This is a genomic window from Streptomyces sp. NPDC096079 (assembly GCF_040303145.1).
Lineage (GTDB): Bacteria > Actinomycetota > Actinomycetes > Streptomycetales > Streptomycetaceae > Streptomyces.
The window spans coordinates 44,563-67,286 of record NZ_JBEOST010000004.1; the positions used below are offsets into that span (position 1 = coordinate 44,563).

The 22,724-nt window shown below is 73.9% G+C and carries 20 protein-coding genes; 11 read left to right on the top strand and 9 right to left on the bottom strand.

All coding sequences use genetic code 11. The features are described 5' to 3' along the window. The first annotated feature begins 13 nt into the window (after nt 1–13). On the top strand, nt 14–1,411 hold the full coding sequence (locus tag ABTY59_RS10695) for a sensor histidine kinase (RefSeq protein ID WP_352018554.1): 1,398 nt from the start codon (nt 14–16) through the stop codon (nt 1,409–1,411). An 18-nt stretch (nt 1,412–1,429) separates the two neighbouring features. Here ABTY59_RS10695 and ABTY59_RS10700 read toward each other — a convergent pair whose 3' ends face one another. The 4 genes from ABTY59_RS10700 to ABTY59_RS10715 all read right to left on the bottom strand — a co-directional run bounded on the left by ABTY59_RS10700 (nt 1,430) and on the right by ABTY59_RS10715 (nt 6,096). Beyond that, nucleotides 1,430–2,428, bottom strand: coding sequence for a TAXI family TRAP transporter solute-binding subunit (locus ABTY59_RS10700; protein WP_352018866.1), 999 nt, complete (start codon nt 2,426–2,428; stop codon nt 1,430–1,432). A 90-nt stretch (nt 2,429–2,518) separates the two neighbouring features. Next, a complete protein-coding gene (locus tag ABTY59_RS10705; protein ID WP_352018555.1) occupies nt 2,519–3,697 on the bottom strand; it encodes an RCC1 domain-containing protein in 1,179 nt (392 codons plus the stop codon). Between the two features lie 15 nt (nt 3,698–3,712). Next, on the bottom strand, nt 3,713–4,870 hold the full coding sequence (locus ABTY59_RS10710) for an RCC1 domain-containing protein (RefSeq protein ID WP_352018556.1): 1,158 nt from the start codon (nt 4,868–4,870) through the stop codon (nt 3,713–3,715). 14 nt (nt 4,871–4,884) lie between these two features. Then, nucleotides 4,885–6,096 (bottom strand): RCC1-like domain-containing protein, encoded by a 1,212-nt coding sequence (locus tag ABTY59_RS10715; protein ID WP_352018557.1) that lies wholly within the window; start codon nt 6,094–6,096, stop codon nt 4,885–4,887. 667 nt (nt 6,097–6,763) lie between these two features. Between ABTY59_RS10715 and ABTY59_RS10720 the strand changes: the two genes are divergently transcribed. From ABTY59_RS10720 to ABTY59_RS10730, 3 genes are read left to right on the top strand one after another with little or no spacing between them, the layout of a single operon-like run. Next, nucleotides 6,764–7,243 (top strand): hypothetical protein, encoded by a 480-nt coding sequence (locus ABTY59_RS10720; RefSeq protein WP_352018558.1) that lies wholly within the window; start codon nt 6,764–6,766, stop codon nt 7,241–7,243. Between the two features lie 38 nt (nt 7,244–7,281). Continuing rightward, complete coding sequence (locus ABTY59_RS10725) at nt 7,282–8,217, top strand: hypothetical protein (RefSeq protein WP_352018559.1); 936 nt, start codon at nt 7,282–7,284, stop codon at nt 8,215–8,217. An 18-nt stretch (nt 8,218–8,235) separates the two neighbouring features. Then, nucleotides 8,236–9,600: a hypothetical protein gene (locus tag ABTY59_RS10730; RefSeq protein ID WP_352018560.1), complete on the top strand. Its 1,365-nt coding sequence runs from the start codon at nt 8,236–8,238 to the stop codon at nt 9,598–9,600. Between the two features lie 221 nt (nt 9,601–9,821). Here ABTY59_RS10730 and ABTY59_RS10735 read toward each other — a convergent pair whose 3' ends face one another. From ABTY59_RS10735 to ABTY59_RS10745, 3 genes are all read right to left on the bottom strand, one after another. Beyond that, nucleotides 9,822–10,466, bottom strand: coding sequence for a response regulator transcription factor (locus ABTY59_RS10735; protein WP_352018561.1), 645 nt, complete (start codon nt 10,464–10,466; stop codon nt 9,822–9,824). Next, complete coding sequence (locus tag ABTY59_RS10740; protein ID WP_352018563.1) at nt 10,457–11,614, bottom strand: sensor histidine kinase; 1,158 nt, start codon at nt 11,612–11,614, stop codon at nt 10,457–10,459. The genes ABTY59_RS10735 and ABTY59_RS10740 overlap by 10 nt, the downstream gene beginning before the upstream one ends. 71 nt (nt 11,615–11,685) lie before the next feature. After that, nucleotides 11,686–12,438 (bottom strand): DedA family protein, encoded by a 753-nt coding sequence (locus ABTY59_RS10745; protein WP_352018564.1) that lies wholly within the window; start codon nt 12,436–12,438, stop codon nt 11,686–11,688. A gap of 191 nt (nt 12,439–12,629) precedes the next feature. Between ABTY59_RS10745 and miaB the strand changes: the two genes are divergently transcribed. Together miaB and ABTY59_RS10755 are read left to right on the top strand one after the other, a co-directional pair. Further along, nucleotides 12,630–14,153: a tRNA (N6-isopentenyl adenosine(37)-C2)-methylthiotransferase MiaB gene (gene miaB / locus ABTY59_RS10750; RefSeq protein WP_352018565.1), complete on the top strand. Its 1,524-nt coding sequence runs from the start codon at nt 12,630–12,632 to the stop codon at nt 14,151–14,153. A gap of 205 nt (nt 14,154–14,358) precedes the next feature. Beyond that, nucleotides 14,359–15,066, top strand: a complete 708-nt coding sequence (locus tag ABTY59_RS10755; protein WP_352018566.1) for a class III extradiol ring-cleavage dioxygenase family protein — start codon at nt 14,359–14,361, stop codon at nt 15,064–15,066. Nucleotides 15,067–15,158: 92 nt separating this feature from the next. On the opposite strand, the gene ABTY59_RS10760 is transcribed toward ABTY59_RS10755, so the two are convergent. Continuing rightward, nucleotides 15,159–15,413, bottom strand: a complete 255-nt coding sequence (locus ABTY59_RS10760) for an antitoxin (RefSeq protein WP_352018567.1) — start codon at nt 15,411–15,413, stop codon at nt 15,159–15,161. Between the two features lie 81 nt (nt 15,414–15,494). After that, nucleotides 15,495–15,791 carry a hypothetical protein gene (locus ABTY59_RS10765; RefSeq protein WP_352018568.1) on the bottom strand — a complete coding sequence of 99 codons (297 nt, stop codon included), beginning with the start codon at nt 15,789–15,791 and terminating at the stop codon, nt 15,495–15,497. 162 nt (nt 15,792–15,953) lie between these two features. On the opposite strand from ABTY59_RS10765, the gene miaA reads away from it, so the two are divergent. The 5 genes from miaA (at nt 15,954) to ABTY59_RS10790 (ending at nt 22,694) form a co-directional block, all read left to right on the top strand. Continuing rightward, nucleotides 15,954–16,892, top strand: coding sequence for a tRNA (adenosine(37)-N6)-dimethylallyltransferase MiaA (gene miaA, locus ABTY59_RS10770; RefSeq protein ID WP_352018569.1), 939 nt, complete (start codon nt 15,954–15,956; stop codon nt 16,890–16,892). Between the two features lie 108 nt (nt 16,893–17,000). Then, a complete protein-coding gene (locus ABTY59_RS10775; RefSeq protein WP_352018867.1) occupies nt 17,001–17,513 on the top strand; it encodes a hypothetical protein in 513 nt (170 codons plus the stop codon). A 267-nt stretch (nt 17,514–17,780) separates the two neighbouring features. Further along, a complete protein-coding gene (gene dapF, locus ABTY59_RS10780; protein WP_352018570.1) occupies nt 17,781–18,659 on the top strand; it encodes a diaminopimelate epimerase in 879 nt (292 codons plus the stop codon). Between the two features lie 175 nt (nt 18,660–18,834). Further along, nucleotides 18,835–20,988 (top strand): RelA/SpoT family protein, encoded by a 2,154-nt coding sequence (locus ABTY59_RS10785; protein ID WP_352018571.1) that lies wholly within the window; start codon nt 18,835–18,837, stop codon nt 20,986–20,988. A gap of 215 nt (nt 20,989–21,203) precedes the next feature. Further along, a complete protein-coding gene (locus ABTY59_RS10790) occupies nt 21,204–22,694 on the top strand; it encodes a M1 family metallopeptidase (protein ID WP_352018572.1) in 1,491 nt (496 codons plus the stop codon). The last annotated feature ends 30 nt before the right edge of the window (nt 22,695–22,724 follow it).

Consider the following 22,724-nt stretch of genomic DNA (forward strand, 5'->3'; position numbering starts at 1 on the left):
GACGGCTCCTGACGTGCGCACCCGACTCCTTCCGCTGCTCCTCGTGCTGATGGCCGGCGTCCTGCTCGCCCTCGGCTTCCCGCTGGCCGCCAGCCTCGCCGCGTCCGAGCAGCAGCGGGTCGTCGTCGACCGGCTCGACGACGCCGCGCGGTTCGCCGCCCTCGCCCAGTTCGTCAGCGAGAGCAGCCCCGGCACCGACGAGCGGCAGGCCACCCTCGGCGGTGAACTCGCCAGCTACCACGACGTGTACGGCATCCGTGCCGGGATCTTCTACCGCGACAACCGGGCGATGGCCGCCGCCCCCGAGGGCTGGGTCGTCCCGTACGACGGGGAGGGCCGGCGCGCCTTCAACGAGGCCCTGCTCGGCCGCCGCAGCCACGACCCGCCCCAGGTCTGGCCCTGGCAGCGCGACGCGCGGCTCACCATCGCGTCCCCGGTGGTCCGCGACGGGGACGTCGTCGCCGTCGTCGTCACCGACTCGCCCACCGGACAGCTCCGCTCCCGGATCCTGCGCGGCTGGCTGCTGATCTTCGCGGGCGAGGCCGCCGCGATGCTGCTCGCCGTCGGCGCCGCCTTCCGGCTCACCGGCTGGGTGCTGCGACCGGTCCGCGTCCTCGACGCCGTCACCCACGACATCGCCACCGGGCGGATGAACTCCCGCGTCGCCGCCACCGGCGGGCCACCCGAACTGCGGCGCCTCGCCAGCTCGTTCAACGAGATGGCCGACAACGTCGAGGACGCGCTCGAACAGCAGCGCGCCTTCGTCGCCGACGCCTCGCACCAGCTGCGCAACCCGCTGGCCGCGCTGCTCCTGCGGATCGAGCTGCTCGCCCTGGAGCTCCCCGAGGGCAACGAGGAGATCGCCTCGGTACGGACCGAGGGCAAGCGCCTCGCGCAGGTCCTCGACGACCTCCTCGACCTGGCGCTCGCCGAGCACGCGGCGGCCGAGCTGCGGCTCACCGACGTCGGCGCGCTCACCGCCGAGCGGGTCGCGTCCTGGCGCCCGGTCGCCGACGACAAGGGCGTCGCGCTGACCGGGGAGTGCGCGGCGGTCACCGCCTGGGCCGACCCCGTGGCCCTGTCCAGTGCCCTCGACGCGGTGATCGACAACGCGCTGAAGTTCACCCCCGCCGGGGAAGAGGTCACGGTCGCGGTCGTCCCGGACCGCTCGACCGTCGCCGTCGTCGTCGCCGACCACGGACCCGGGCTCACCGAGGAGGAGCTCGGCCGGATCGGCGACCGCTTCTGGCGCTCGGGCCGGCACCAGAACGTCAAGGGTTCGGGCCTCGGCCTCTCCATCGCGCGCGTGCTGCTCACGGCGGGCGGCGGAGGCGTGACCTTCGCCCCGAACGATCCGCACGGCCTGCGGGTGACGGTCACCGTGCCCCGGCACGCCCCCGCTGATCCGTAGGACGCGGGAGACGGCGGCTCAGGGCTTCACGGACCGGTAGTACCGGCGGGCGCCGTCGTGGAGGGGCAGGGGTTCGGTGTAGACGGCGGTGCGCAGGTCGACCAGCTGGGCCGGGTGGACCTGGCGACCGATGCCGTCCCGGCTCCTGATCACCGTACGGGTGAAGCCCTCCACCAGGTCCTCGTCGGCGTCCACCGTGGTGACCAGCAGGTTCGCCACGGCCAGGGTCTCGATGGGCCGGCCGTCCTGGGCCTTCGCGTACGCGTCCGCGGGGATCACCGCCGACCGGTAGTGCCGGGTCGACTCGCCGACGTCGTGCAGCCGGTCGACGAGGCGCGCGTCCAGCGGGATCAGCCGGATCGGGAAGCGTTCGGACAGGGTCTGCACCGCCTGGGTGGGCAGTCCGCCCGACCAGAAGAAGGCGTCGAGCTTCCCCTTCTCCAGGAGCTCCGGCATCGTGTCGATGCCCGCCGACACCGGCTCGACGTCCCGGTCCGGGGTCAGACCGGCCGCCGCGAGGGCCCGGTCGGCGATCAGCCGGACGCCGGAGCCGTCCTGGCCGACGCCGACCCGGAGGCCGCGCAGGTCCCGCACCGTCTGCACCGGGGAGCCCTTGCGCACGACGAGCTGTACGTAGTCGTCGTAGAGCCGGGCGCAGCCGCGCAGCCGCTCGAAGCCGGGCTTGCGCTCGCGCTGGTACTGGGCCACCGCGTCGGCCGTGGCGACGGTGAAGTCGGCCTCGCCCGTCGCGACCCGGGCCAGGTTCTGCTGCGAGCCCTCGCTGTCCTTGAGCTTTATCGACACCTCGGGCAGGTCCTGCGCCAGGGCGGACTTGAGGAGCGCCCCGTACCGCTGGTAGACGCCGGTGGGGACCCCCGTACTGAACGTGATCGAACCGCTCGGGGCGGGGGAGCCGAAAGGAACCAGGCACCAGACCAGCACCCCGCACAGCGCGAGCAGCGCGGCCGAGACCGCCAGGACACGGCGACGGGCGGCACGGGAGAGCGAGGGGAGCATGGCCTGATCCTGCCAGCTCACCGCCTCCCCTGGCCAGGCTCGCAGGGTACGGAGGCCGCGTCGGCCTCCGTACCCGTGGGAGGCGTCGCGTCAGTAGGCGAACGCGGACTTGCCCGTCATGGTCGTGGCGACCTGGGTGATGCCGCTGCCGGGCGGCAGCGCCACGGTGGTCCCGGCGGGCGTCGTCGTCGTGCCGTCGCCGAGCTGGGCCGCCGCGTTCGCGCCCCAGCCGATCACCGAGCCGTCGTCCAGCGCCGCCACCGTGAAGTCGGCGCCGCCCGCGATGCTCTGGACGCCCCTGAGGGCGTCCAGGACGACGGGGGTCGTGCGGTTGGCGGCCGTACCGTCGCCGAGCTGCTTGTCGGTGTTCTTGCCCCAGCCGGCCAGACTGCCGTCGTCGAGGACGGCGAAGCCGGACGCGGAGGTGGCGAAGATCCTCGCCACGGCGTCGAGGTAGGCGACGTCCACCGGCTTGTTGCTGTCCGTGGTGGAGTCGTTGCCGAGCTGGCCCTCGGCGCCCTTGCCCCAGGCCTTGACCACGCCGTCGGCGGTGAGCGCGAGGACGTGCTCGCAGCCCACGGCGATCGACTCGACGTCCACGAGGTCGGGGACCTTCTGCGGGGTCTCGCGGGTGGTGTTCGTCCCGGTGCCCAGGCGACCGTTGTCGCCCTTGCCCCAGGTCCAGACCGTGCCGTCCTGCCGGAGCGCCACGCTGAAGTCGCAGCCGGCCCCGACGTCCTTGACCTTGTCCAGGCTCTGCACGGGCACGGGGGCCTTGTAGGGGTTGGTGGTGTCCTGGCCGGTGCCGAGCTGCTTGGAGGCGTTGGCGCCCCAGGCGAGGACCCGGCCGCCCTTGACGGCGAGCACGTGGTTGAGACCGGCGGAGACCTCGCTCACCCCGGAGAGCCCGGCGACGGAGCCGGGGAAGGACTGGGCGGTGGTGGTGCCGTTGCCGAGCTGGCCGGTGGTGTTGGCGCCCCAGCTCTTCACGGTGCCGTCCTTGAGGACGGCGACGGCGAAGGGGTTGGCGGCCGCGGCGGCACCGCCTCCGCCGGCGGAGAGCTCGCGGACGTCGTCACGGGTGATGCCGGTGACGGCCGCCGGGGTCTGCTGGGCGAGGACGCTGCCGTTGCCGAGCTGTCCCTGGGCGTTCTCGCCCCAGGCGCGGACCCAGGGGTCGGTGGCGGTGGCGTGGGCGGGGAGGGAGGTGGGGGCGAGGGCCGCGAGGGACAGTGCGGCGAGGAGGGTGGTGCGTGCGGGGAGTTTCATGGGGACCTTTCGAGGTCAGTAGGCGTAGCTGGACCGTGCGACGACGGAGGCGGCGACGTGCCCCAGGCCGCTGCCGGGAGGCAAGGCGGTGACCGGCGTGGGGGAGTCGGCGGTGGTGCCGTCGCCGAGCTGGCTGACCGAGTTCTCGCCCCAGGCGAGGACCGAGCCGTCGGCGAGGGAGGCCACGGTGTGGGCGTAGCCGCCCGCGAGGGAGGTGACGTCGGTGAGCCCGGGAACAGGGACGGGCGTGGTCCGCGAGACGGTGGTGCCGTCGCCGAGCTGGCCCCTGCCGTTCCACCCCCAGGCGCGTACCTCTCCGCCGTCGAGGACCGCGAAGGAGTGGTAGCCCGCCGCGAAGATCCGTGCGACGTCGGCCAGACGCAGGACGTCGACGGGTGCCGCACTGCCGTCGACGCTGTCGTTGCCGAGTTGTCCGTTGGTGTTGTACCCCCAGGCCTTGACGGTGCCGTCGGCCGTACGGACGAGCGAGTGGTTGCAGCCCGAGGCCACCTCCACGACTGCCGTGAGGCCCGGTACCCGCTGGGGGGTGTTCCGGTCGGCGGACGTGCCGAGGCCGAGCTGGCCGTGGTTGTTCCGGCCCCACGCCCAGACCGTGCCGTCCTCACGGAGGGCGAGTGCGTGGTAGCAGCCCGCGGCGATGTCCGTGACCTTGCTCAGGCTCTGGACGGCGACGGGACGGGTGGCGGCCGTCGTCGAGCCGTCGCCGAGCTGCCCGTAGGCGTTGCCGCCCCAGGCGAGGACCCGTCCGCCGCGCACGGCGTAGGCGGAGTGGACCCCTGCGGCGACGTCGGACACCCCGGAGGGGCCGGCGACGGCCGCGGGGAACGGCCGGTTGTCGGTGGTGCCGTTGCCGAGCTGCCCTTCGGTGTTCGCGCCCCACGTCCGGACCGTGCCGTCGTTCAGTACGGCGACGGCGAACGAGCTGCTGTCGGCGCCGCCTCCGGCGGCGAGCTCGCGCACATCGGCGCGGGCCAGGTCCCGGACGTCCGACGGCGTCTGCTGGGTGAGTACGGAGCCGTTGCCGAGCTGGCCGGAGCCGTTGGCCCCCCACGCCCGTACCCAGGGATCACGGGGCTCGGCGGCGTGGGCGGGACCCGTGAGGGCCAGGAGCGCGAGGGCCGCCGCGACACCGCGTACGAAGGTGTACGTCATGCCGTTCACCGGCCTCAGTACGCGTACGTCGTGTTGCCGCCCAGCGAGACGGCCACCGCCTTGATCGCGGAGCCCTCGTTCAGGATCTTGACCGACTCGAAGCGCGCGACCGTCGTGCCGTTGCCGAGCTGGCCCTCGCCGTTGTGGCCCCAGGCGAAGACGTCGTCCGCCGTGACGGCGACGCCGTGCCGGGCGCCGGCCGCGAGGTGCTGGACGCCCTCAAGGCGCGGGATCTCGACGGGGGCGGTGCGGTTGGTGCGGGAGATGTTGTCGCCGAAGGCCTCGTCGCCCTCAAGGAGCTGGCCGTACTGGTTGTTGCCCCAGCCCCAGACGTGGCTGTCGCTGGTCTTCACGTAGTTGTGGAACGCGCCCGCCTCGATGTCCGAGACGCCTTCCAGCCAGTCCACGTCGACCGGGACGGTGGACGACTTGGTGGAGGAGTTGCCCAGCTGGCCGTACAGGTTGTAGCCCCAGGACTTCACCGTGTCGTCGGCGGTCAGCGCGAGGGCGTGGTGGCAGCCGGCGTCGATCTCCACGATGTTCTCCAGGCCCGTGACCTGCCGGGGCACGGAGCTGGTGGCGCGGTTGCCGGTGCCGAGCTGGCCGTGGATGCCGCGCCCCCACGCGTACACCTTGCCGTTCTCCAGGAGGGCGAGGCTGAAGTCGCAGCCCGCCGAGATCTGCTTCACCTTGGGCATGCCCTGGACGCGGTCGGGGACCGTACGGCTGTCGCCCGTGCGGTTGTTGCCGAGCTGGCCGTAGGCGTTGTCGCCCCACGCGTACACCTGTCCGCCGGTGTCGAGCGCGAGGGCGTGCCTCCCGCCGGCCGCGACGTCCTTGATGTTCGTCAGGCGCGGGACGGTGGTGGGCACGGTCTGGTTGGTGTTTCCGCCGTTGCCGAGCTGGCCGGAGGAGTTGTGGCCCCAGGACTTGACCGTCTTGTCGGTCCGGGCGAGGACGAACGAGTCGGCCGAGGACGTGCCGCCGGCCGAGACCTGGTCGACGTCGCCGCGGAAGAGGCTGGTGACCGAGGTCGGGCTGAGGCTGTCGGCGAGGGTGCCGTTGCCGAGCTGGCCGGTGCGTCCGGCACCCCAGCTCAGCACGGTCGGATTGCCCTCGTTGGCGAGGGCGAGGGTGGTCGGTACGGCGGCGAGTGCGGCCGCGGCCGTGAGGACGGTCAGGCCTCGCAGGCGGGTACGCAGGGGACTGCGGCGTGTACGGGACATGGCTCTGCTCTCCTTCGATGGGGACATACGGGAGCGCTGCGCCCGGTCGGCCGGCGGCTCCGCCGGGGGAGGGCGGAGGCGTGCGCGGGCCGGGCGCGGGTCATGCGGACAGGCCGTGCCGGGCCCTTGGGCATGGGGCGCCCACGGCCGGGTGCGACGGCCGGGACGGGCCGTCGGGCACATGAGCAGACTGACCGAGAATGATCACCGAAGCGAGCCGGAACCGCTGAAACACCCGTCTGACGGACGCCCGTTCGGGGACGGGGATCCGGGGGCGCGTTCACCCCCCGAACCCCCCGGAGCGGGTCCTCGTCGCCGGATCCGACGGGCCGCCGAACGGCGGCGTCCGGCGGAGTGAGGACCCCCGGCGCGCGGGGTCGTCCCCGCTCTCGCCCCCGGCCGGGATTCCCTACGAACGGGTGGACCGGCAGGTCCGCGCGGCCACTCGCGGACACCCCGGCCCGGCCTCCGGGGACGGTCCTGAGTGCGCTCCGCCGAAGTGGTGAGCGGGCCCGTCGGCGCGCGCCGCGCCGTGTGTCGCACCGGGGCGCCGGGGCCCCGGCGGCTAGCGTCGAGGCACGCTCGGTGATCTTGAGGACAGTCCCCTGTCCGCCCCTGGCGTCCCCAACCGAGCCATCCAACTCACCCCTGTCCCAAGGGAGTTCCCATGCCCGCACGGAAGGCGCGCCGCGCCCTCGGCGCCGTCCTGCTCGCCGCCGCCCTCGCCCTGCCGACGGCCGCCGTCGCCCAGGCCGAGGAGTGCAAACCCGACGACCAGGCCTGCCTGGACAAGGAGGCCAACGCCAAGGAGGCCAAGGAGATCGAGGAGAAGCAGAAGAAGAACGAGGAGGCGGCCACCCAGGCCGACAAGGACATCAAGGCGGCCGGGGAGAAGCTCAAGGAGTGCCCGCCCGGCTCCTCCTCCTGCATGGACAAGCTGACCGGCGGCAAGGGCGCCGCCGAGGAACAGGGCCTGGAGGACATGACCGAGACCATTTCCTCCAACCGGCCCGAGCCGGGGAACAACGCGGCCGAGGCCGTGACCTCGACCTGCGCCTCCTTCCCCGGCTCGCTGCCGCAGGGCTCCACCGACCCGGGACGGTCCCCCTTCCCCGTCGACCAGCTCTGCTCCCTGCTCGGCTCCTGACCTCCCCCTCACCCGCCACCCCGAAGGGTTCCCCCGTCATGTCTCCGCGCCGTCCCCGCGCCCTCCTGCCCGCACTCGCCCTGGCCGCGCCCCTGATGCTGCTCGCCCCGCCCGCCGCCGCCGAGGAGGGGCCGGGCGAGCCCCCCGTCCCGCGCGCCCTCACCGCCGACGGGCGCCCCGCCGAGGTCGACGACGTCCTGAAGCACTGCCGGACCAGCCGCTCCGCCTGCACCTTCCGGATCGACCCCAAGCTGAGCCGCGAGTACGTCACCACCGTGAGGTCGCTCGGCAACGCGGTGATCAACTGCACCCAGAGCGACATGGCCGTCGAACGGACCGTCACCCTGAAGACCGGCACCACCGACAACATCGGCGGCGAGATCTCCGGGACGATCACCGCCGAGGGCACGGTCGCCGCCTCCGGTCAGGTGACCGCCAACCTCGCCAACGAGACCTCGATGGAGCACAAGACGCCCCAGCTCGACAAGGGCCCCACCTCGTCGAACGGGAACAAGACCACCGTCTCCGGCGGCGCGACCGCGTCCGGCTCGCTCACCGCGCGGCTCGCCTTCGAGGCCGCCTTCAAGGCCACGTACTCCAAATCCTGGACGGTCGAGCACACCGAGGAGACCGCCTACAAGTCCACCGTCCACGCCCACGACATGCTCGTCTTCGGCGCCAACGCCGCCATGCGGCGCGTGGTCGGCAGCCTCTTCGCCACGACGGGGCAGCGGATCGTCGGCATCGCCGTGGACAGCCCCTCGATGGTGACCAGCAGCAGCTTCATCGCCCAGACGTACGCCGCCCCGGCCGGCGTCTGCGGCGGCACGCGGCCCCAGGGGAACACCGCGCCCACCCCGGCTCCCGACGACGACTCCAAGCGGGTGTCCGCCGCCGAGGTCCCCGCCACGCGCGCGCTGCCCCCGGGCGCCGAGCCGAAGCACATCGCCGTCCTGCCCGCCGCCGCTTCCTGACCCGGGAGGAGAACCGCCATGAACCGCACCACGCTCCCCGCCCTCGTCGTCCTCGGCGCCGCCGGACTCCCGCTGCCCGTGACCCCGGTGTCGGCCGCCCCCGCCGAGCAGACCGTCCCCGTCCTCAACGGCGACTTCGCCGACCCCGTCATGAAGGGCGACGGCCCCACCACCGTCGGCATCGACTTCTGGACCGGCCTCAACCAGCGCTACTCCCCGACGGCGTCCGGCCGCACCGACGCCTCCCACGGAGTCGCCCTCCAGAAGGACGGCAACTCCCTCCGCCAGCGGCTCCGCGGGGTCCGCGCCGGGGCCAGGGTCACCGTGACCTACGAGGACAGCCCCGCCGTCTCCAAGGAGTGCACCGGCGAACAGGTCGCCGCGGGCCAGCCGTACGAGGTGTCCGGCTCCGGCGGCGCCGTCCAGGACGTCACCACCGCCGGCGACCCCGACCGCGTGAAGGGCACCCCGGGGAAGGGCCGTTGGACCGGCCGCGCCTACGTGTTCACGGCCGGCGAGAACGAGCCGGTGCTCACCTTCACCTCCCGGGTCACCGACTCCCGCACCCACGTGACCTGTTCACCGATGATCGCCCGCGTCCGCGCGGTCGAGGTGCCGCCCGCCGTCGACAAGACCGTCGACAAGACGCGCCTCGGCACGTCGGAGGCGTACAAGGGCAACGAACGGGAGAGCAGCCTGCACAACGCGGCCGCCGCCTGCAACGGCGAGAACGCCTGCGTGTTCCAGCCGGACACCCGCACCTCCTTCCGCTACTACGACGAGGCGCGGGTCGTCGGCGAGGCCTACGTCAACTGCACCCGCAACGCCCTGGAGCACAGCCGGCTCCTCTCGTACTCCGAGCGCAGCCACGACAGCGTCTCCCAGACGTACGCCGACGCCGGCCTCGCCCTCCCCGAAGTGGCCCGGCTGCCCACCAGCGGCGACCGCGCGGAGGACGAGAAGCGGATGAAGGAACGGCCGATGGCCGCCCAGTTCTCCCGGGCGTACGAGAAGGGCTGGCAGCGGCCCTGGCAGTGGTTCAGCGGCGACCAGCGGACCGTCGTCGAGCAGATCCAGCCCGGCGAGGTCAGCTGGGTCGAGCTGCAGCCCAGCCGCGAGCGCGTCGAGGGCTGGTTCGTCGGCAAGAAGGACGACTACCGGCTGCACGTCGTCGTCGACGGGCCCTCCCGCGCCGTGCCCGACCGGCTGCTCCAGCGCACCGGCCCCATGTCCGAGGCCGAGAAGCAGCGCTGCGCCGCCGACCGCCCCATGACCACCACCCCGGTGGGCGCGACCGCACCGGCGAGCTCCAGCGACAAGGGCCTGCTCAGGACGACGGCGCCGGGCGACCGCGAGGCGACCCGGACCCGCACGCTGAGCTAGGGGGTGTTTCGGAAGTCCCGCACAGCACCCGCGGTGTCCGGCACGCCCCCTCGCCGCACCGGCCAAAGACCCAAGTAGCTCCGCTACGAGGGCTTTCGTCCGGCACGCCGAGGGCACGCACCGGACACCGCGGGCACCGCACAGGACTTTCGAAACACCCCCTAGGGGTCCTACCGCTCAAGCCGGGCCCGCGGCGCCTGCGAGGTCCTTGCCCCGCGGGCTCAGGCCTCCAGACAGCGCAGCACCGCCAGGATCCGGCGGCTGTAGCCGTCGGTCCTGTGCAACTCCAGCTTGTCGAAGACGGCGTTGAGATACTTCTCCACCGCGCTCAGCGACAGGTGCAGCTCCCGCGCGATCGCCGCGTTCGTGTACCCCTGGGCCAGCACCTGGAGCACCTCGCGCTCGCGCGGGGTGAGCCGGGCCAGGGGATCGGCGTGGGCGCTGCGCACGACGAGCTGGTGCACGACCTCCGGGTCGATCGCCGCTCCGCCCGCGTGGATCCGCTCCAGCGCGTCGAGGAACTCCTCCACCTGCGCCACCCGGTCCTTCAGCAGGTAGCCGACCCGCTCCGCGCCGGCGGCGAGCAGCCGGGCCGCATAGCTGCGCTCGACGTACTGGGAGAGCACGAGCACCCCGGTCTCCGGCAGCCGCTCCCGGATCTCCACGGCGGCCCGCAGCCCCTCGTCGGTGTGGGTCGGCGGCATCCGGATGTCGGCGACCACGACGTCCGGGCGCCGCGCCTCCACCTCGGCGACGAGGCCGTCCGCGTCGCCGAAGGCGGCCAGCACCTCGTGGCCCTCCTCGACGAGCAGCCGCACCAGGCCCTCCCGCAGCAGGGTCGAGTCCTCGGCCAGGATCACGCGCACGGCAGCTCCGCGACAAGAGTGGTGGGTCCCCCGAGGGGGCTTTCGACACGCAGGGTCCCGTCGAGCGCGGCGACCCGGCTGCGCAACCCGGTGAGTCCGCTCCCCGCCGGGTCCGCGCCGCCCCGGCCGTCGTCCTCGACGCGCACGGTGAGCAGCGCGCCGGTCCGCGTCACGCAGACGGAGACCGCGGCGGCGGAGGAGTGTTTGGCGGCGTTCGTGACCGCCTCCGAGACCACGAAGTACGCGGCGGTCTCCACCGCCGGGGGCAGCGGCGCGTCCCCCGCCTCGAACCGCACGCGCAGCGGGATCCCGCACCGCTGGGCCACCCCGCCGAGCGCCTCTTCGAGACCGAGGCTGTCGAGGCCCGCGGGGTACACCCGCCAGGCCACGTCCCGCAGCTCGGCCAGCACGTCCTGGGCCTCCCGGTGCGCCTGCCGCAGCAGTGCGTCGGCCTGTTCCGGGTCGCGCTCCCGGCCCCGGCGGGCCCGGCCGAGCAGCATGGCCAAGGCCACCAGCCGCTGCTGCACGCCGTCGTGGAGATCGCGCTCGATCCGCCGGCGCTCGGTGTCCACGGCCTGGACCACGGCCGCCCGGCTGAGCGCGAGCTCGTCGATGCGCCGCCGCAGCAGCTCCTGCTCGGAGGGGCCGAAGCACGCGCGCGCGAGGCGGGCGTCGAGCGCGCTGAGCGCGTACAGGCCCTGGACGTCGAGGAACAGCAGCACGCCGCCGAGCAGCAGCTGACCGAGGAGCTCGGTCCAGCCGAGCGAGCCCCGGACCACGCCCCGCACGAGCAGGACGGCCAGGACCTCGCCGAAGACGAGCAGCCCGAGGACGATCCCCGACACGAGCCCGGTGCCGACGCGGGCCGCGAGGTACCGCAGCACCCGCCGGTCGGGGACCTCGTACGGGCCGGGGAAGCGGTCGCCGAAGAAGACCGAGCGGCGGCCCCGCTCCAGCGCCACCAGCCGCCGGGCCCCGGCCATCAGGAACCGCCGCGCGCGGGGCCGGGTGCGGGGCCACAGCAGGAAGGGGCCGAGCAGGGCTCCGGCGGCCAGGAGGAACAGGGCGCCGAGGAGGGCGCTCAGGCAGCCGAGCAGCACCCCGGCGAGCCGGCGGCCCGCCCCGGTCTCCTCCCCGTCCGCTCGCACGGTCCCGGAGCCTAGTTCGGGTCCCGGCCCCGTACACAATCGTCCGTACGGTACGGAGCCCCGCTCCTCTCTCACGGGGTCCGTCGGTGCTGACCGCGGCCGCGCGGGTCCTCGGCTTCGTGCCTCGCGGCGTCGCGACCGCGCCCGTGCCCGGCGCCGTGCCTCGCGGCGCCCTTCCCGCGTCCTCGGAGCCGTACGGCGAGGAACGCGGCCAGGGCCACGAGGACGAGCACCAGGACGGCCTTGGACACCACGCCCACGTACCCCTCGACCAGGTCCCAGCGGTCGCCGAGCCAGTAACCGGCCATCACGAGGACGCTGTTCCACAGCAGACTGCCGAGCGCCGTGAGCAGGACGAACACGGGCAGCGGCATCCGCTCGACGCCCGCGGGGACGGAGATCAGACTCCGGAAGATCGGCACCATCCGCCCCAGGAACACCGCCTTGGTGCCGTGCCGGGCGAACCACCGCTCGGTCCGCTCCAGATCGGAGACCTTCACCAGCGGCAGCCGGGCCCAGAGGGCGTGCATCCGCTCCCGGCCGAACAGCGCGCCGATCCAGTACAGCGCCACCGCCCCGACCACCGAACCCAGCGTCGTCCAGAACAGCGCCGAGGCGAGACTCAGGACGCCCTGCCCGGCGGCGAAGCCGGTCAGCGGCAGGATCACCTCGCTGGGCAGCGGCGGGAACAGGTTCTCCAGGGCGATGGCGAGCCCCGCACCGGGCCCGCCCAGCGTGTCGACGAGCCCGGCGGCCCAGCCGGCGAACCCGTCGGCGGGCTCCCCGGCCAGGGCGAGGGGCAGGGACGGAGGCGAGACGAGCACGAGGGGTCTCCCAGGGGCGAGCGGCTTCCCGGGGCACTCGCCCCGGCACTCCTCCACGCTAGAAATCCCAGCTCCGCCCCGGTACGAGGCTTCCCACCCGGCCGCCCTGCGGAAAACCGCAGGGCGCGGCGGCCCGGACCGGGCTCCCGCGCGGGACGGGGGCCGTCCCCGGACCGCCTACCCTTGGACGCATGACGAGCAGCAGCGACCGGAGCACCGCAGTGAGCGTTGACGGCACCAAGACCTACGAGATCCGCACCTACGGGTGCCAGATGAACGTCCACGACTCCGAGCGGCTCTCCGGTCTGCTGGAAGAGGCGGGTTACGTCCGGGCCCCCAAGGGCGCGGACGGCGACGCCGACGTCGTCGTCTTCAACACCTGCGCGGTCCGCGAGAACGCCGACAACAAGCTCTACGGCAACCTCGGCCGGCTCGCCCCGATGAAGACCACCCGCCCCGGCATGCAGATCGCCGTCGGCGGCTGTCTCGCCCAGAAGGACCGCGACACCATCGTCAAGAAGGCCCCCTGGGTCGACGTGGTCTTCGGCACGCACAACATCGGCAAGCTGCCCGTCCTCCTGGAGCGCGCCCGCGTGCAGGAGGAGGCCCAGATCGAGATCGCCGAGTCCCTGGAGGCCTTCCCCTCCACGCTGCCGACCCGCCGCGAGTCCGCCTACGCCGCGTGGGTCTCGATCTCCGTCGGCTGCAACAACACCTGCACCTTCTGCATCGTCCCCGCGCTGCGCGGCAAGGAGGAGGACCGCCGGCCCGGCGACATCCTCGCCGAGATCGAGGCGCTGGTCGCCGAGGGCGTCTCCGAGATCACCCTGCTCGGCCAGAACGTCAACGCGTACGGCTCCGACCTGGGCGACCGCGAGGCCTTCAGCAAGCTGCTGCGCGCCTGCGGGCAGATCGAGGGCCTGGAGCGCGTCCGCTTCACCTCCCCCCACCCGCGCGACTTCACGGACGACGTCATCGCGGCCATGGCCGAGACGCCGAACGTCATGCCGCAGCTGCACATGCCGATGCAGTCCGGCTCGGACTCCATCCTCCGGGCGATGCGCCGCTCCTACCGGCAGGAGCGTTTCCTCGGCATCATCGAGAAGGTCCGCGCGGCCATCCCGCACGCGGCCATCTCCACCGACATCATCGTGGGCTTCCCCGGCGAGACCGAGGAGGACTTCGAGCAGACCATGCACGCCGTCCGCGAGGCCCGCTTCGCGAACGCCTTCACCTTCCAGTACTCCAAGCGGCCCGGGACCCCGGCCGCGACCATGGAGGGACAGATCCCCAAGGAGGTCGTCCAGGAGCGCTACATGCGTCTGGTCGCCCTCCAGGAGGAGATCTCCTGGGAGGAGAACAAGAAGCAGGTCGGCCGCACCCTGGAGGTCATGGTCGCGGAGGGCGAGGGCCGCAAGGACGGCGAGACCCACCGCCTCTCGGGCCGCGCCCCCGACAACCGGCTCGTCCACTTCACGAAGCCGGCCGAGGAGGTCCGCCCCGGCGACGTGGTGACGGTCGAGATCACCTACGCGGCGCCGCACCACCTGCTCGCGGAGGGCGAGGTCCTCACCGTCCGCCGCACGCGCGCGGGCGACGCCTGGGAGAAGCGCACGGCCGCCCCGAAGCAGACGGGCGTCCTCCTGGGCCTCCCGCAGATCGGCGTCCCGGCCCCGCTCCCGGCCGCCGACGCACCGGCCTGCGGCGCGCACTGACGGCGCCCACGCCCTGACGAGGGGCGGGGCCGCACCGGCCTGGGCGCATGCCCCGCGGGGCCGCATCGGCGGGGCGTTTGCCCTGCGGGGTCGCACCGGCGGGGCGCTTGCCCTGCGGGGTCGCACCGGCGGGGGCGCATGCCCCCAGCAACACCGGCAGGCGCGTCCGTAACGCCCGCCCGCCCCGCCCAGTAGGCTGCCGATCATGCTTGTCGCCGCAGCCGTCACCCCCTGCCCACCCCTCCTCCTCCCCGAGGTCGCGACCGGCGCCGCCCCCGAGCTGGACGCCGCGCGGGCGGCCTGCGCCGACGCGGTCGGGCTGCTCGCGGCCGCCCGCCCGGACCGGCTGTACGTCGTCGGGCCCGCCGACGAGGGCGCGCGGGGCGTCTACCCGGCCGGTGCGCGCGGCTCCTTCGCCGGATTCGGCGTCGACCTCGACGTGCGCCTGGGGGAAGGCACGGACGGCGACCGTCCCCTGCCCGCCTCCCTAGCCGTCGGCGCCTGGCTCCTCACGCGCGCCGGCTGGGCCGACGCGCCGATCGAGGGCTTGGGCGTGTCGGCGGCGACGGCGGCGGAGGAGTGCGCCGCGACGGGCCGTGAGCTCGCCGCCTCGGCCGCGCGGGTCGCCCTCCTGGTGCTGGGCGACGGCAGCGCCTGCCGCACGGTGAAGGCGCCGGGCTACCTGGACGAGCGGGCCGCCGGCTTCGACGCGGAGGCCGCGCGGGCGCTCGGCGCGGCGGACGTGGCGGCCCTGCTGGCGCTGGACGCCGGGCTCGCGTCCGAGCTGCTGGTGGCCGGCCGCGCGCCCTGGCAGGTCCTCGCGGGCGCCGCCGAGGGCGCCGGGCTCGACGGCCGGCTGCTCTTCGAGGACGCCCCGTACGGCGTGGGGTACTTCGTCGCGGCCTGGTCCTGAGGAGCCCTGGCACGAGAACGGCGGACGGCCGCGGAGCGTGATGCTCCGCGGCCGTCCGCCGTGCGGAGGGACTGTCGGCCGGGGCGACGCCGTCAGGCGGCCGGCGGCGTGGTGTCACCGCTGCCGGGCGTGCCGTCGTCCTTGTGCCCGATCCGGTCGATGGCGCCCTTCGCCTTGCCCGTACCGGACTGGATCTTGTCGCTGTACTTGCCCTTGGTCTTCTCGTCGACCAGCTTCGCGGCCTTGTCCAGACCGTGGTCGATCTTCTCGCCGTGCTGCTGCGCGAGATCGGCGACCTTGTCCTTGGCCGGGGCGAGCTTGGCCTTCAGCGAGTCCATGAAGCCCATGGGGCACCTTCCCTCCGCGGACCTCGGGGGCCCGTGTCCGTGTCGTGCGGTCCGTGTTCCTGCCCCCAGGACCCCGGGGGCCTACTTCCGGGCGCCTTCGCCCGCCTCGTTGTCGGCGGCGGCCTCGGCCGACTGCTGCTTGGGGATCTCCACGACCTCGGCGGCGGCCCCGGCCGTCACCTCGACCGTCTCGACGTCCTCCGCGCCGTCCGCACGATCCGTGTCACCGGTCCCGTCCTCCGGAGCCGTCAGGGCGGTCGGGGCCGCCGTGGCGGCCGCCCCGGCTTCGGTTCCGGTCTCCTCGGCGGACGTCTCGACCGTCTCGACCGCCTCGATCGCGTCCGACTTCTTACGGCGAAACATTGCAAAAACGCCCATATTCACTCCATAGCGTACTCGGATGGGAGCGGTTCCGTGATGATCGACGGCCGGAATCCGCGGTGCTCGACGGTCGGAACCTCGCAACAGGCAACGAAGCCGGATGGGGCCCGTCACGTAGCTCGTTCGGGGACCGGGCATGAGGTTTGCGAGACTGGGACGGTGAGAACTGCAGCTCCCGCCCCGCGGGTCATCGCCGTCGTCGGTCCCACGGCAGCCGGAAAGTCCGATCTGGGTGTATTCCTGGCCCAGCAGCTCGGCGGCGAGGTCGTCAACGCCGACTCGATGCAGCTCTACCGGGGGATGGACATCGGGACCGCCAAGCTGACGCCGGAGGAGCGCGGCGGCATCCCGCACCACCTCCTCGACATCTGGGACGTGACCGAGGCCGCCAGCGTCGCCGAGTACCAGCGCCTGGCCCGCGCCGAGATCGACCGGCTGCTCGCCGCCGGCCGCACCCCGGTCCTCGTCGGCGGTTCCGGTCTGTACGTACGGGGGGCCGTCGACGCCCTGGAGTTCCCCGGCACCGACCCCGCCGTCCGGGCCCGCCTGGAGGCCGAGCTGGAGGAGCGCGGCTCCGGCGTCCTGCACGCCCGGCTTGCCGCGGCCGACCCCGAGGCGGCCCGCGCGATCCTCCCCAGCAACGGACGCCGGATCGTCCGGGCCCTTGAGGTGATCGAGATCACCGGCAAGCCCTTCACCGCCAACCTCCCGGGTCACGACTCGGTCTACGACACCGTCCAGATCGGCGTCGACGTGGCCCGCCCCGAGCTCGACGAGCGGATCGCCACGCGCGTGGACCGGATGTGGGAGGCCGGACTCGTCGACGAGGTGCGCGCCCTGGAGGCGCGGGGACTGCGCGAAGGACGCACCGCGGCCCGCGCCCTCGGCTACCAGCAGGTCCTCGCGGCGCTGGCGGGGGAGTGCAGCGAGGAGGAGGCGCGCGCCGAGACCGTGCGGGCCACGAAGCGCTTCGCGCGCCGCCAGGATTCGTGGTTCCGCCGCGACCCGCGCGTGCACTGGCTCAGCGGAGCCGACGATCACCGCGGGGAACTCCCGCGGGAGGCGCTGTCGTTGGTCGAACGAGCGGTTACAGCCTGATCACGTGATGGCATCGGGACGCACTGCCCGTCATTTCGGCGGTCATGAGCGTGCCATCATCGAGCATCGATCGACCAAGTGGAGTCCGAGTGGGGAGGGCGCGTGGCGATGGAGGCCGGCCCTCGCGACAGAGAACAGCACGAGGCGGCCCTGGGTGACCCGACGGCGGATCCGTCGGGCGACACACCGGGCCATCCGACGGACGACGTCCCCGTCGGGCCCGTGGGGCTGAGCCCGGACGGTCCCGACGACGCCGAGGGCACCGCCGTCGAGGTCGACGCCGACGAGGTCGAGGTCGAGCTCCGCCCCCAGCGCCGGCTGCGGATCTGGCAGCTCGCCCCGATCGTGGGCCTGGCGGCCGTCGGCTCGCTGATGTTCGCCTTCCCGCTCGCCTTCGGCTCGGGAGACGGCGGCGCGGTCGTCGCGATGCTCGGACTCCTCATCAGCTCCTGCGCGGCGGGCTGGGGCATGATGGCCGCCCGCAAGGTCGGTTACACCTGGCCGGGACTCCCGGCGCGCGGCTCGGGCGAGCGGCCGAACTGGCGCGTCCTCGCCCTGTACCTGTCCACGATCGCGGCCCTGGTGGCGCTCGCGGTCTGGCGCGTGGCCCGCCTGCGCTGAGCCGAGCCCAGGGCCCGCCCGCATGAGCCACGGGCCAGGGCCTGCGTGTGTGAGCCACGGCCCAGGGCCTGCGTGTGTGAGCCACGGCCCAGGGCCTGCGTGTGTGAGCCGCGCCCCGGGCCCGCCTGCGTGAGCCGCGCCCCGGGCCCGCCCGCGCGAGCCGCCCCCCGGGCCCGCCCGCGCTGAGCCGCGCCCGGGCCTGCCGGCAGCGACCGCCCCGTGGACACGCCGCGCCGGGTGTCGGACCCGACCCGTACAGTTGATCGCGTGACCAGCACGCAGACCTCGCCGCTCCCCTTCCTCAAGGGCCACGGCACCGAGAACGACTTCGTGATCGTCCCCGACGCGGAGAACGCCGTCGACCTGCCGCCCGCCGTCGTGGCGCGGCTCTGCGACCGGCGGGCCGGCATCGGGGGCGACGGGCTCCTGCACGTCGTGCGCAGCGCCGCCCACCCCGAGGCGCGCCACCTGGCCGACGAGGCCGAGTGGTTCATGGACTACCGCAACGCCGACGGCTCCGTCGCCGAGATGTGCGGGAACGGGGTCCGGGTCTTCGCCCGCTACCTGGAGCACGCGGGGCACGTCACCGCCGGCGAGGTCGCCGTCGCCACCCGGGGCGGCGTCAAGCACGTCCACCTGGACAAGGACGGCTCCGTCACCGTCGCCATGGGCCGCGCCGCACTGCCCGAGGCCGGTGTCACCGTCACCGTCGACGGCCGCAGCTGGCCCGCGCGCAACGTGAACATGGGGAACCCGCACGCGGTCGCCTTCGTCGAGGACCTCGCCCACGCCGGCACCCTGTACGACGAGCCGCCCTACGAGCCCGCGGCCGTCTACCCGGACGGGGTCAACATCGAGTTCGTCGCCGACCGCGGCCCCCGCCACATCGCCATGCGGGTCCACGAGCGCGGCGCCGCCGAGACCCGCTCCTGCGGCACCGGCGCGTGCGCCGTGGCCGTCGCCACCGCCCGCCGGGACGGCGTCGACCCCGCCGAGACCGGCACCCCCGCCACGTACACCGTCGACGTGCTCGGCGGGACCCTGGTCATCACCGAGCACCCCGACGGCCGGATCGACATGACGGGTCCTGCGGTCATCGTGGCCGAGGGCGCGATCGACCCGACGTGGCTGGAAGCCGGAGCCTGACCCCGCGCGGCGGAATCGAAACTGTCAACGACGGCGCCGTCCCTCGAATGGGTGATCCGATTCACGCTGAGCGAGAGCGTGACTGCGCCACGTGGTGGGGTCGGTAGCATCAAGCACCGGCCCCCCGGGCACGCCTGGCCCGCCCACCGCCGGTCGACGCCGCCGGAGGTGCCCCATGAGCGCAGAGGCCACCAACCCCCTGAGTGCCGCCGAGAGCGCAGGCACCGACATGGCCGGCCGCAGACGCGGACGCGCCCGGATCGACCTGCGCCGCCTCGGCCGCGCCGCCCTGCTCGGCGCCACCGCGGGACCGGCGCCCCGTGACCGGCTGCAGGACGCCATCGGCCATGTGGCGGAGGCACACCGCGCCCACCATCCCGAGGCCGACCTGACGGTGCTCGGCCGGGCGTACGCCCTCGCCGAGTCCTCGCACCGCGGCCAGTTCCGCAAGAGCGGCGAGGCGTACATCACGCACCCGCTCGCGGTCACCCTCATCCTCGCCGAGCTCGGCGCCGAGACCACCACCCTGACCGCCTCCCTCCTCCACGACACCGTCGAGGACACCGAGGTGACGCTCGATCAGGTGCGCCGTGAGTTCGGCGACGAGGTCGCCTACCTCGTCGACGGAGTCACCAAGGTCGAGAAGATCGACTACGGCGCCGCCGCCGAGCCCGAGACCTTCCGCAAGATGCTCGTCGCCACCGGCAGCGACGTCCGCGTCATGTCGATCAAACTCGCCGACCGCCTCCACAACATGCGCACCCTCGGCGTGATGCGCCCCGAGAAACAGGCCAGGATCGCCAAGGTCACCCGGGACGTACTCATCCCGCTCGCCGAGCGGCTCGGCGTCCAGGCCCTCAAGAGCGAGCTGGAGGACCTGGTCTTCGCGATCCTCCACCCCGAGGAGTACGCGACCACCCGCGCGCTCATCGCGGACAACCCCGGCGCCCCGACCGCGCTCGACACCGTCGCCGACCAGGTCGCGGCCGTCCTGCGCGAGGCGGACATCGGCGCCGAGGTCCTCGTCCGCCCCCGCCACTTCGTCTCCGTCCACCGGGTCCGCCTCAAGCGCGGCGAACTGCGCGGCTGCGACTTCGGACGGCTCCTCGTCCTCGTCGGCGAGGACGCCGACTGCTACGCGGTCCTCGGCGAGCTCCACACCTGCTTCACCCCGGTGATCTCCGAGTTCAAGGACTTCATCGCGGCCCCCAAGTTCAACCTCTACCAGTCGCTGCACACCGCGATCGCCGCCCCCGACGGCGCCGTCGCCGAGGTCCTCATCCGGACCCACCGCATGCACAAGGTCGCCGAGGCCGGGGTCGTCGCCCTCGGCAACCCCCATGTGGGCCAGGAGCCCGACGGCACCGCCCCGGGAACCGACGAAGGCGAGCGCGTCGACCCCACCCGCCCCGGCTGGCTCTCCCGCCTCCTCGACTGGCAGCAGGCCGCCCCCGACCCCGACACCTTCTGGACCTCGCTCCGCGCCGACCTCGCCGAGGACGACGAGATCACCGTCTTCCGCGCCGACGGCAGCGCCCCCGGCACGATCAGCCTCCCCACCGGCGCCAGCTGCGTCGACGCCGCGTACGCCCAGCACGGCGAGGCGGCCCACGCCTGCCTCGGCGCCCGCGTCAACGGCCGCCTCGCACCCCTGAGCACCGTCCTCGGCGACGGGGACACCGTCCAGCTGCTGCTCGCCCAGGACACCGTGTCCGGACCGTCCCCCGAGTGGCTCGACCACGCCCGTACCCCCGCCGCGCGGATCGCGATCACCGGCTGGCTCCGGGCCCACCCCGAGAGCACCGCTCCCCCCACCGCACCCAGCGACCCCCGGCCGCAGGTCAGCGTCCCCGCCGACCGGCGCTCCGGCGCCGAGCTGCACGCCGAACTGGACGGCGAGGAGGCCGCCGCCGTCCGCCCGGCGGGCTGCTGCACCCCCGTACCGCCCGACGCCATCACCGGCTTCCGGGTACGCGGCGGATCGGTCACCGTCCACCGCGCCCGATGCTCGGCCGTGGACGCCATGCGCGCCCTCGGCCGCGAGCCCGTCACCGTCCGCTGGGGCGACACCCCCCAAGGCCGGGTCACCCTCCTCGCCGAGTCCTTCGGCCGGCCCGGACTGCTCGCCGACCTCACCGAGGCCATCGCCGGCTTCGGGGCCGCCGTCGTCTCGGCGAACGTCGAACCGCCCAGTGAGCAGCGGGTCCGCCACACGTACACCCTCCACCTCCCCGACGTCGCCCGCCTCGCCGCCCTCATGAAGGCGATGCGGGACGTGCCCGGCGTGTACGACGTCAGCCGCGCCCACCACGCCCGCGGCCTGCACTGACACCACCGCCCGGGCGCGGGCGCCGCCGACGCACGCGCCGCCCGACCTCGCCGACGCACGCGCCGCCCGACCCCGCCGACGCACGCGCGCGCGTGCGTGCCACTCGCGCGGACCGGGTCGACGACCCCCTTCGGGTGGCCGGCGCGCGCGCCGCCCCGGTGCGCGGCGGCGGCACTGGTAGCCGTAGGGCCATTCCTCCGGAAAGGCCCTGGCCCATGCCGCTCGTCCGAACCGCCCTGCCCCGCGCGCGATGGCTCCGCTCCGCCGTCCTGGTCGCCGCCTCCGCCGGGCTCGTCGCCGCCACGCTGCCCGCCCCGCCGCCGCTCGGCATCGGGGACCCGCTCTTCCCGCACCTCGGCAACCCCGGCTACGACGTCCTCGCGTACACGCTCGACCTCACCTACCCCGGGGTCAACACCAAGCCGCTCGCCGCCGTCACCCGCATCGACGCGCGCGCCACCGAGGACCTGGAGCGGCTCAACCTCGACTTCACCCACGGCACGGTCTCCGCCGTCACCGTCGACGGCATCCCCGCCGCGTACGTCACCAGCGGCGAGGACCTCGTCGTCACCCCCGTCGTCCCGATCGACGCGGGCGAGGAGGTCAGGATCACCGTCACCCACACCAGTGACCCCACCGGCCCCGCCGCCACCGGCGGCTGGGTCCGCACCGGCGACGGCCTCGCCATGGCCAACCAGGCCGACGCCGCCCACCGGGTCTTCCCCTCGAACGACCACCCGGCCGACAAGGCCTGGTTCACCTTCCGGGTCACCGCCCCCAGCGAGCTCACCGTCGTCGCCAACGGGCTCCCCGAAGGCCGCGTCGAACACGGCGCCACCACCACCTGGACGTACCGCACCCGGCACCCCATGGCCACGGAGCTCGCCCAGGTCTCCATCGGCCGCTCCACCGTCGTCCACCGCACCGGCCCCCACGGGCTCCCCGTACGGGACGTGGTGGCCACCGCCGACAAGGAGCGCATGGAGCCCTGGCTGCGCCGCACCCCCGGCCACCTGGAGTGGATGGAACGGCAGGTCGGCCCGTACCCCTTCGAGACGTACGGCGTGCTCATCGCCGACGCCGCCACCGGCTTCGAGCTGGAGACCCAGACCCTCTCGCTCTTCGAACGCGGCATCTTCACCGAGCCCGCCTACCCGGAGTGGTACGTCGACTCCGTGATGGTCCACGAGCTGGCCCACCAGTGGTTCGGCGACAGCGTCTCGCCCCGCGCCTGGTCCGACCTGTGGCTCAACGAGGGACACGCCAGCTGGTACGAGGCGCTGTACGCCGAGGACACCGCCGGGAAGTCCCTGGAGCGCCGCATGAAGGCCGCGTACGCCGCCTCCGACGGCTGGCGGGCCGACGGCGGACCGCCGGCCGCGCCGGAACCCCCCACGCCGGACCACAAGATCAGCCTCTTCCGGCCCGTCGTGTACGACGGCAGTGCCCTCGTCCTCTACGCGCTCCGCCAGGAGATCGGCACCGAGGCCTTCCAGCGCCTGGAGCGCCGCTGGGTCACCGAGCACCGGGACGGCACCGCGACCACGGCCGACTTCACGGCCCTCGCCGGCGAGGTCGCGGGCCGGGACCTCGCCGCCTTCTTCCGCGGCTGGCTGTACGAGGCGAAGACCCCCGCCATGCCCGGCCACCCCGACTGGCGCAGCCGCCCCGCCGAACCCGCGAGGACCGCCTCGAAAACCGGATGACCGCCCCGCCCGCGGCCGCGTCGAAACCCG